9 protein-coding genes are annotated in these 9,913 nt (G+C 66.9%); all 9 read left to right on the top strand.

Annotation, left to right across the window (positions count from 1 at the left end; all coding sequences use genetic code 11):
- Positions 1-346, top strand: a 346-nt coding sequence (locus tag VEY12_08135; GenBank protein HYM40094.1) for a CBS domain-containing protein, incomplete at its 5' end; no start/stop codon positions are given.
- Complete coding sequence (locus tag VEY12_08130) at positions 343-1,353, top strand: mechanosensitive ion channel domain-containing protein (protein ID HYM40093.1); 1,011 nt, start codon at positions 343-345, stop codon at positions 1,351-1,353. The genes VEY12_08135 and VEY12_08130, both read left to right, overlap by 4 nt.
- Before the next feature lie 42 nt (positions 1,354-1,395).
- Positions 1,396-2,709, top strand: a complete 1,314-nt coding sequence (gene aspS, locus VEY12_08125; GenBank protein HYM40092.1) for an aspartate--tRNA(Asn) ligase — start codon at positions 1,396-1,398, stop codon at positions 2,707-2,709.
- Between the two features lie 64 nt (positions 2,710-2,773).
- Positions 2,774-3,151: an ACT domain-containing protein gene (locus VEY12_08120; GenBank protein ID HYM40091.1), complete on the top strand. Its 378-nt coding sequence runs from the start codon at positions 2,774-2,776 to the stop codon at positions 3,149-3,151.
- A 298-nt stretch (positions 3,152-3,449) separates the two neighbouring features.
- Entirely contained in the window at positions 3,450-3,881 is a 432-nt protein-coding gene (locus tag VEY12_08115) for a RusA family crossover junction endodeoxyribonuclease (GenBank protein HYM40090.1), read from the top strand.
- Between the two features lie 576 nt (positions 3,882-4,457).
- Positions 4,458-6,752 (top strand): hypothetical protein, encoded by a 2,295-nt coding sequence (locus VEY12_08110; GenBank protein HYM40089.1) that lies wholly within the window; start codon positions 4,458-4,460, stop codon positions 6,750-6,752.
- Between the two features lie 44 nt (positions 6,753-6,796).
- Positions 6,797-7,585, top strand: coding sequence for an SAM-dependent chlorinase/fluorinase (locus tag VEY12_08105; protein ID HYM40088.1), 789 nt, complete (start codon positions 6,797-6,799; stop codon positions 7,583-7,585).
- A gap of 54 nt (positions 7,586-7,639) precedes the next feature.
- Positions 7,640-8,869 carry a 2,3-bisphosphoglycerate-independent phosphoglycerate mutase gene (locus VEY12_08100; GenBank protein HYM40087.1) on the top strand — a complete coding sequence of 410 codons (1,230 nt, stop codon included), beginning with the start codon at positions 7,640-7,642 and terminating at the stop codon, positions 8,867-8,869.
- A 71-nt stretch (positions 8,870-8,940) separates the two neighbouring features.
- Positions 8,941-9,913 (top strand): sodium/proton-translocating pyrophosphatase (locus VEY12_08095; GenBank protein ID HYM40086.1); only part of this gene is annotated, 973 nt, incomplete at its 3' end.

Here is a 9,913-nt window from a genome sequence, read left to right as displayed (position 1 = left end):
CCTCGAGGGCAAGACCGTCTTGGACATCGCGACCAAGGACCCGATCACGGTCCATCCCGACGATTCGATTTACATGGCCCTGCAGAAGATGGTTTGGCGGCATGTAGGCCACCTGCCCGTGGTCGACGACCGGGGTCGGCTCGTCGGCTACCTCTCGCGGGGCGACATCCACAATGCCTGGAAGAAGAAGCTCTCCGAGGAGGGCGTCCGCGAGGAAGGGCTCCACATCCGCCGTCCCGCCCCGCCTCCTCCCCCGCGCGGGCCCCCGACCGCGGCCGGGCCTTTCACCCCCGATAATGGCGTCGGGGGGATTATAGCCAAGGACCCGGCTCGTCGGGAGCCGTGAACCAGGACAGCTGGAGGAAGGCGCGAGCTCTCCTCTGGGTCCTCGTGACCCTCCTGTTCGTCGTCGGCCTCCTGTTCGTCACGGGCACGATCACGATCCCGGGTCTGCCGCCGCCCCAGATCGACCTGAGCGCGTACCGGGATTGGGTGTTCGTCATCCTGATCCTGCTCGCCACGAAGGCTCTCCTTGAGCTCCTGCGCCCCCTGTTCCGCTCCGCGTTGCGGAGCCACGTCCGGTATGAGGCAGACATCTTCAGCCACTTCAAGTCCGTCTCCTACGCGGTCTGGGCCACGGCCTTGGTCCTCGTCCTGTACATCCTGATCGGCTCCGGTCTCGGCCAGTCCGCGTCGAGCCTGATCAGCGTCGGGATCGTGGGAGGCGCCCTGGTCTACGTGATGGGCGAGCCCCTGCTCGCCCTCGTGGGGTGGATCGTCCTCGTCACGATGCGCATCTACAAGCTCGGCGATCGGATCGAGATCAACACGACCCGCGGCTACGTGGTGGGCATCACGCCGTTGAACACGACGGTCCGGGAATTCGGCGGCACGGTGACCGGGGACATCCATACGGGCCGCTACGTGACCATCCCGAACAGCCAGATCCTCCGGGGGAACGTGTTCAACGCGACGAAGGACACGCCCTTCGTCTGGGACCAGATCACGATCACCGTGCCGTACACGGCGGACGCGAAAGCCGGGGAGGCCCTCCTGCTCGACGCCGCCGAAGACATCGTGGGTCCCATGATGCGCGAGAACACGGGCCGGATCCGCGACAAGTACGAGTTCGAGGACCTGCGCGAGTACGTGGTCGAGGAGCCCGTGGTCCTCTGGAACGTCCGCGAAGCGGGCGTGGACCTGACCCTGGTCTACTTCTGCCCGGTGTTCGAACGCGGCCAGTATCGGACGCGGCTCGTGAAGAACATCCTAGAGCGGTCGGGGCAGCGGCCGGACATCCGGTTGAGCGCGCCCGCCCCCGCGGCGTCACCGCCCCTGCCGACGCCCCGCTGAGCACCGCATCCTTTATACCGACCCTGCGGTCTCCGCGACCCGATGCCCTCCTTCTCCGGTTCCTTCACCTCCCTCGGCCCGTCCGACCGGGGCAAGGCCGTGGTCCTCGCGGGCTGGGTAGAGGACGTCCGAAACCTGGGCGGGATCGCCTTCCTGATCGTCCGCCAGCGGGAGGGGACGTTCCAGACTACCGTGAAGAAGAAGGGGCAGGAGGCCCTCTTCGAGACCGCCTCGAAGCTGGTCCGGGAGAGCGTCGTCGCGGTTCACGGCACGCTCCAGCCCAACCCCCAGGTCCGGAACGGCTGGGAACTCCTCGCGACCTCGGTCGACGTCCTGAGCGCCGCGGCGGCGCCGCTGCCCCTCCCCGTCGCGGACAAGGTGGGCGCGGAGATGGACACGCGGTTCGACAACCGCACGCTCGACCTGCGCAAGCCCGAGCGCCGCGCGATCTTCCGCGTCCGCTCCGTGACGGTGGCCGCCCTCCGGGAGTCCTTGGTCCGCCAAGGCTTCGTGGAGGTCGACACGCCCAAGCTCTCCGGCGCGGGCGCGGAGGGCGGCGCCACCTTGTTCGAGACGGACTACTTCGGGCGCAAGGCATACCTGAGCCAGAGCCCGCAGCTCTACAAGCAGATGCTCATGTCCACAGGGCTCGACCGCGTGTTCGAGGTCGCCCCCGCCTTCCGCGCGGAGCCCTCGGATACGGTACGGCATGTTACGGAGTTCACCTCCTTCGACGCGGAGGCCGCCTGGATCGAAGACCAAGAGGACGTCCTGCGATTCCTGGAGACCGCCGTGGCCCACGCGATCGAGCAGGTCCGGGCCGAGACGAAGCCCGAGCTGGACCTCCTACACGCGGATCCCCAGGTGCCCAAGCTCCCGCTGCGGCGGCTCCCCTACGCCGAGGCGCTGGAGATCCTCCGGGGCCATGGGAAACGGGCGCGGGATGGGGACGATATCGATACGGAGGGCGAAAAGGTCCTGGGGGCCGCGCTCGGCCACGAGGGCCACGAGCTCTTCTTCCTCACGGAGTACCCGAGCGGCATCAAGCCCTTCTACATCATGTCGAAGGCCGACGAGCCCGACGTCTCCTGGTCCTTCGACCTGGAGTACAAAGGGGACGAGATGGCCTCCGGCGGCCAGAGGGAGCACCGGTACGACGTGCTCGTCCAACGGATGCAGGAGAAGGGCCTCGCGCCGGAGAGTTTCGAGTTCTACCTGAAGGCCTTCCGGTACGGCATGCCGCCACACGGCGGTTGGGGCTTTGGCGTGGATCGCTTCACGCAGAAGCTGCTCGACCTCCCCAACATCCGCGAGGCGATCCTCTTCCCCCACGATCGGGTCCGCCTCGTTCCGTGACAGGACGAAGCAAGGTTTAGTAGCCTGCCGTGCCTTGCACCCTCCGACGTGGTGGGGAGACGACATGAAGGAGTTTCGCGTCTTTGTGGCGGACCATCCCGGAGAGCTGGCACGCGTGACAGAAGCCCTGTCCGCGGCCGCGGTGAACATCCGCGCGATCGCGAGCGAGTCCAAGCACGACGCCTCGTTCCTGCGGGTGGTGACCCAGGACGTGGCCACAACGGAGAAGGCCCTGGCGAACGCCGGGCTCAAGTACGAAATCAACGAAATCCTGAACCTGGAACTCCTGGACCGGCCCGGGGAGCTCGCCAAGGTCTCTCGCCGCCTCGCGAGGGCCGGGATCGACGTGCACTCGATCTACATCCTGGGCTCCAAGAACGGCCGCACGGAGATTGCGCTGGTCGTGGACGACATGGAGAAGGCGAAAGCTGCGCTGAAGTGAAGCGCATCCCTGGTTTCCGTGTATTCGCATGAAACGGGTGCGCCGCCGGGGGCCCACGGCCGTATCGACCGCTCACTTTCACCCATCCCGGACAAATCGTAGTGTACCTCGGACTCTTCACATCGAGGCGTCTCGTGCGAGCGGCAAGGTTAAAGACCGGCAGACCGCTGTCGGACATCCGTCGGCGAGCAAGGAATGGGATGGGACAATGGCGGTACCCCAGAAGAGTTCTCATGATCTCGCGACGACTCCGGAACGGGCGAAGCCTTCGCCTGCGACGCCAGCCCTGGAAACGCGAGTGATCCGAACAGAGAACGCGATCCGCTTTCAAGTCCACGGCCTCCCAATTCCGCAGGGCTCCACTCGGGCGTGGGTCATCCACGGCAAGCCCATCATCACGAGCTCCGCGAAGGGGCTCTCCACGTGGCGGCGTCTCGTCGCGGACGTGGCTCAGGACTACGCCCCCGAGGAACCCTGGGAAGGCCCGGTGGGCATCGAGCTCCACTTCGGCCTTCCTAGGCCGAAATCCGCACCGAAGCGGAAGCGTGTGTGGCCGGACAAGCGTCCGGACCTCGACAAACTTACCCGGGCAGTCCTCGACGCGCTGACCTACGTGGTCTTCGCGGACGACAGCCAGGTCATCGAAATCCAGGCCTCCAAGGACTACGGAGCTCCGGGAGTCGTCGTCGAGATACGCCGGATCATCGACGCACCGAACGCCCCCGATTGAGCGCGGGCAGAGTCCGATCGTTCCTTGGGCGGGAATGCGCAGGTCAGGAGGCCTGGGACGCACGCCGAACGTGGGACAGCGTAAGCACAAGCCCGGCAAAGGTCATTCCCGTGGCCAAGCCCAGTCCGAAGGTATAGATCGCATCGGGTGGTGGAACCGAAATCACGGCCAGCAGGTCCCATAGAATGGCAACCGCAAAGAGAGCGGACCAGAACAGCCGGTTCCAAATTCGCCCCAGGAACCGGAAGGCTTCGTCGGAAGGCGAGGCAACGTCGTTTGCCATCCGGATACCCCTATGCGCGACCGCGGCAAGGTCCTGTCGACGTCGCGACAACTCGACGGGAGCGTGCCCGGGTTCTCCCGTTCGCAACCCGAATGCGAGTTGCGGTCTGATAGCGTTTCAGCACTCATAGAGGTCGTCATGCCGGAAGGTCGGCTGACCCTCTTCTCATCACGAACGCGGACGCTCGAACGCGTCCCGCCTAGAAAGAGGTTCCCGAGACGTCCTCGGAATTCCTCTCAGCACGCTGAATCGCAGCGGAAGCTATTTGACATGATAATCAAGTCCCGCGCGCGATGGAAGTCCCGCCGGGACGAGTGGAACGCATCACGGACGGAGGAACAGAGGCCATCCGCTCGATCCTTGCGGACCTGCGCGCGTCCAAGTTCAACGGCATCCTCAAGACCTCGGTCTTCCGGGGCGACGTCCCGTCCCAGGGCCTTCTCGTCTTCCGGAACGGGGACGGCGTCCTTGCCCAGCACCGCTCGCGGGAGGACATCGAGGGCAGCCCGGCGGTCCCCGAGATCCTGCGGGACGCGTCGAGCGAGCGCGCCCAGCTCGAGGTCCGGACGTACGACTACGGCCACTCCTCGATCAGCGTCGAGCACCTCCAGAAGAGCTACCCGGATGCCTCGATCAAGGGCCTGGGCGACCCGGACCCGCTCCTCGCCCAGCTCACGGCCCAGGAGACGCAGGAACGCGAGGCGTACCTGCGGGACCTGACTGCGCGGCGGGACCAGGAGAAGAAGCTGATCGACAAGGAGGAGGAGCTCTACCGCCGCAAGTGGGAGCTCGAGCAGGAGTACCAGCGCTCAGCCGTCCGGCAGCGGGAGCTCGAGCAACTCCGCGCGGAGCTTGCCGCGGTCAAGGAAGCGAGCGGCATGATCATGAGCCGCCTCGAGGAGCGACGGACCCAGGCGGATATCGAGATCGAATCCCAGAGAAAGCTCCTGGCCATGGAGGGCGAGAGAGCGCGGGCTGAGGCCGACGGCCATAGGAAGACGCTCTCCGAGCGCGAGTCCAAGCTCGACGAGCGGGAGCGCGAACTCACGGCGCGGGAGAGCCTCCTCGGCGAGCGCCTCACCTCCCTCGAGGGCCGCGCAACCTCGTTCGAGGGGGAGCGCAAGCAGCTCAACGACATGTACACGGACCTCCAGAAGGAACTGGACAAGATCGGGGCCGCCCGCAAGGCGTTCGACGAGCGCGTTGCGGAGGCCGAGAAGCGCGAACGGGATCTGAACCTCCGGGACCAGGCCACGCGCGAGTGGGAGGCGCAGATGAAGGAGCACGACGCCTCGCTTGCGGACCGGGAGGTCGGCGTCTCAGCGCGCGAGAAAGAGCTCACGGAGAAGCTCAGGGACCTCGGCATACGCGAGGTGCACGTGGCGGACCGGGCGGCGGAGCTCGAACGGACGGCGGCGGAGGTCGAGACGCGCGACGAGACCCTCGAGGACCGCCGGGAAGAACTTGGGCGGGCGACGAAGAAGCTCGAGAAGCTCGCGAAGGACCTCGCCGCGAAGGACAAGAAGATCGCGGGAGAGGAACGTGAGGCGCGGGAGCGCCAGGTCGAACTCCGGCGCGCCCAGCGCGAGGTGGCCGGCCAGTCCAAGGAACTCGAGCGGCGGGAGCGTGGCGTGGCCACGCTAGAAGAGGAGCTCGAGATCCAGCGGTCCCGCCTCAAGGATCAATCCCTCAAGTTGATTCGTGCGGAGAAGGCCGCGCAGATGCGGCTCGCGGATCTGGAGACGATGGACCGGGAGCAAGCGCGCCGCGAAACGGCTGTGGCGCGGCGAGAGGCCGCGGCGGGCAAACGCGAGCAGGCCCTGGAAGCGGACGGTGCCCGCCTCCTGGAACGCGCGGACCGCCTCGAGGTCGCCGAGGAGGACCTCCGCAACCGAAGCGGGGCGGCGTCCGAGCAGATTCGCGCCCAGAAGGCCGAGTTCGAACGCCGCGAGCGTGATGCGGCCGCCAAGGAGAAGGAGCTGGCCTCGGCGGCGGAGAGCCTCGAGACATTGAAGGCGACCCTCGACGAGCAGGAATCCGCGTTCCTCGAGGATCTGCGAGACATTGAGTCGCGCAAGACGGGCATTGAGGAAGGGGAGGCGGAGCTCGCGAAGGCGCAGGAGAAGCTCGCGAAGCGAGCCGCCGCCCTCGAGAGCTCGCAAGCCAAGGCGAAAGGCCAATTGGAGCGGAGGACCGCCGCCTTGGACGGAAGGGAGGGGGAGCTCGAAGGACGCGAGGCGGACCTCCAGAACCGCGAGAAGGCCGTGGCAGTGCGTTCGGAGGAGATCGACGCGCGGGAAACCGCGATCGCGGCCCGTGAGGACCGGATCGCAGCGGACGCAAAGCGTCGGCAGGACTCCCTGGATACCCGCCGCAAGTCGATCGAGGACCGCGCGGGCAAGCTCGCGGCCCTCAAGGATCGGCTCTCCTCAGAACGCACGGCGATCCAGGAGATGCGCGGGGAGATCCACTCCCACGAGGCGAAGTTCAAGGAGCGCGAGGCGCGGCTGGAGAAGGCGGAAGCCGCCCTGGAGCGGAAGAAGCAGGAGCTTGCGCGCATCAAGGCCGGGCTCCGACGCCTGCGGTGAGCCGCCGGAGGCGGGAATATTCCAATCGTCGCCTGAGAGGAGACATGCCGGGAATCTACACCCTGACCACGGACTTCGGCCCAGGCGAATACGTCGGCGCGATGAAGGGCGTCCTGCTCTCCCTGGATCCCGAGGCCACGATCGTGGACCTCGACAACAGCGTCCGGCCGCAGGACATCCGACACGGGGCCTACGTGCTCCTCACGGCGACGCCGCACTTCCCCTTCGCGGTCCACATCGGCGTCGTGGACCCCGGGGTTGGAACCCAGCGACGGTCCGTCGTCCTCGTGTGCGAGGGCGCATTCCTCGTCGGACCCGACAACGGGCTCCTGGTCCCCGCCGCGAGGCACCTCGGCCTCAAGGAGGCGCGCGCGATCACGAACCGGAAGCTCCTGGCCAAGGAAGTCTCGTCCACGTTCCACGGGCGCGACGTCTTCGCGCCGGTCGCGGCCCACCTTATGACGGGCACGAAGGTCAAGGACGTCGGGCCCGTGATCAAGGACTTCGTCGAGTTGGATTTCGGAGAGCCTAAGGCCACGACGAAAGGTCTCGAGGGACTCGTGATCACCAGCGACCGGTTCGGTAACATCATCACGAACCTGCCTCGGAACGTTGTGGAGAAGCGCTGGCGGGTCGGCGGCCGTATCCACCTGAGCTTAGGCGGCTACGAGGCGGACCTTCCCCTCGTGGCCACGTACGGCGAGGTCGAGCGAGGCGACTTCCTCGCGACGTTCTCCTCCGGCGGGTTCCTTGAGGTCGCCCGTCGAGAAGGGAGTGCGGCCTTCCAGCTCCACATCAGCCCAGGCCTCCCGGTCACCGCGAAGGACGCGTGAACGCGGCCCGAAGCCAAAAGCTATTTGAACGGCCGCGCTACCCGCCGGATACCCATGGACAAACGCAGGATCCTGCTCATCATCTTCGACGGCCTCGGGGACCGGCCCCTCACGGAGCTCGGTCACCAGACGCCCTTGGAGGCGGCTCCGAAACCGAACCTGGATTGGTTCGCCTCGAACGGGATGAACGGCCTGCTCGATCCCATCGGGCCCGGCATCCGCCCGGGGAGCGACACGAGCCACCTCGCGCTGTTCGGCTACGACCCGCTTGAGGTGTACACGGGCCGCGGACCCTTCGAGGCCGCGGGCGTGGGCATCGAGCTCCAGAAGGGGGACGTGGCGTTCCGCTGCAACTTCGCGACCGTCGACGAGAACCTCGTGCTCAAGGACCGCCGCGCCGGCCGAATCAAGGAGGGGACCGCGGACCTCGCGGCCTCCCTGAACGGCATGAAGCTGGGCCGGCACCATGTCCTGTTCAAGGAGGGCACGGAGCACCGGGCCGTCCTTGTGCTCCGCGGCAAGGGACTTTCGGCCCAAGTCACGGACACGGACCCTCACGAGGAGGGGCAGCCCATCCTGGACGCGAAGCCCCTGACCGGTAAGGCGAGGGCCACCGCACGGCTCCTGAACGCATTCACCCGGAAGGCGTACGAGATCCTCAAGGACCACCCGGTGAACGCGGAGCGGGTGAAGAACGGCCTGCCTCCCGCGAACATGGTCGTCTGCCGTGGCGGAGGCATCGCCCCCGAGCTCCAGCCCGTGACGGAGAAGTACGGCCTCAAGGCCGCGGGCATCGCGGGCGTCGCGCTGATCAAGGGCATGTTCCGCACCACGGGCATGGACGTCCTCGAGGTGAAGGGAGCAACGGGCGGCCTCGACACGGACATGGTCGCGAAGGCGGAGGCCGCCCTGCTCGCCCTGACCACGTACGACCTCGTCGTCGTGAACGTGAAGGCCGCGGACCTCTGCGGCCACGACGGCAAGGCCTCCGAGAAGATCCGCGTGGTGGAGCGCATGGACCAGATGATGGGGCACCTGAAGGCCCACCTCCCGCAGGACGTGATCGTCGCGATCACCGCAGACCACTCGACGCCCTGCGCAATCAAGGACCACTCCGGGGATCCCGTGCCCGTCACGATCTTCGGCGAAGGGGTCCGCGTGGACGAGGTTCCCCACTTCGACGAACGCAGCGTGGCCAGGGGCTCGCTGGGCCGTGTGCGGGGCCGCGACCTGATGCCCATCCTGCTCAATCAGGCGAACCGCACGGAGAAGTTCGGGGCGTAGCGGGTCGCCTCCCTACAAAGCCTATATACCTTGAGGAGCTTGCCGCGGGCCAATCAGCCTGAGTGAGTTACATGGAGCAAGTGGACCTCGCCGTTGTGATTCCCATCGCTGTCCTTGTCGGGCTCGGGTTCGCTGCATTCCTGGTGCAGTGGATCCTGCGCCAGGAGAAGGGTTCGGAGAAGATGCAGGAGATCGGCTCGGCGATCCAGCAGGGCGCGCGGGCGTTCCTCCGGAGGCAGTACCGCACAATTGCGCTCATCGCGGCCGCGCTGGCGGTCCTGTTCGCGGTGGCGCTCGGGTTCCAGAAGGGACTGACGCTCGGCCTCGAGACCGCAGGCGCCTTCGCCCTGGGAGCGACGTTCTCCGCGCTGTCCGGCTACATCGGGATGCACATCTCGATCCGGTCGAACGTCCGATCTGCCGCGGGATCGCTTCGCTCCTTCAACGACGCGCTGGTCATCGCGCTTCGGGGCGGAGCGGTCTCCGGACTCGCCATTGTCAGCATGTCCCTCGCGGGCGTCGCCCTGCTCTACTACGGATACGGCGCGTTAGGCCCTGCGGCGAATCCAATCACGTACAACGCGTGCATCGCCGCCGGCACGGCCGTCGCCGCCTGCACGGCCCAGGCCACCCAGGACACGATCATCCTGTCCCTGGTGGGCTTCGGATTCGGCGCCAGCCTCGTCGCCCTCTTCGCCCAGCTGGGCGGCGGGATCTACACGAAGGCCGCAGACGTGGGGGCGGACCTGGTGGGCAAGGTCGAGGCGGGCATCCCGGAGGACGACCCCCGGAATCCCGCGGTCATCGCCGATCTCGTCGGGGACAACGTGGGGGACTGCGCGGGCCGCGGGGCCGACCTCTTCGAGTCCACGGCGGCGGAGAACATCGGGGCCATGGTCCTCGGGGTCGTCCTGTACCAGTACTTCGGTGTGGCAGGCATCATCTTTCCTCTCGTGGCTCGAGGCTTCGGAGTCCTTGCGAGCGTCGTGGGCGTGCTGATCGTACGGGCCAAGGAGGACGAATCCCCGATGAGCGCGCTCAACC

The organism is Thermoplasmata archaeon (genome assembly GCA_035632695.1).
Taxonomy (GTDB): domain Archaea; phylum Thermoplasmatota; class Thermoplasmata; order RBG-16-68-12; family RBG-16-68-12; genus RBG-16-68-12.
This window is presented reverse-complemented; position numbering and strand designations above follow the sequence as displayed.